Consider the following 380-nt stretch of genomic DNA (forward strand, 5'->3'; position numbering starts at 1 on the left):
CTACCTGGACGGCAAGGACACCATCGGCACGACCGGTGGCACCGCTGGCAACGACCTGCTGAGCGGCATCACGCTGGTCGCCGGTGCGAACAGCGTTGAGAACAACTTCGGTGAACTGCCGCCGGCCGCGCTCAGCGGCTACGTGTACGAAGACGCGGGCAACGACGGCGTGCGCAACAGCGAGGCGCCGATTGCCGGAGTCGAGGTCAAGCTGACGGGCACCGACGACCTGGGCAACCCGGTCACGGCCACCGCCACGACCGACGCGAACGGTTTCTACCAGTTCACCAACCTGCGCCCGGGCACCTACAACGTGGCCGAGACGCAACCCGCTGGCTACCTGGACGGCAAGGACACCATCGGCACGACCGGTGGCACCG

1 protein-coding gene is annotated in these 380 nt (G+C 67.6%); it reads left to right on the plus strand.

Annotated elements, in window-relative coordinates:
* A partial coding sequence (locus tag FFT10_RS27565; RefSeq protein ID WP_174246159.1) for an SdrD B-like domain-containing protein occupies positions 1 to 380 on the plus strand: 380 nt, incomplete at both ends.

It is taken from the genome of Pseudaquabacterium pictum (genome assembly GCF_005403045.1).
Lineage (GTDB): Bacteria > Pseudomonadota > Gammaproteobacteria > Burkholderiales > Burkholderiaceae_C > Pseudaquabacterium > Pseudaquabacterium pictum.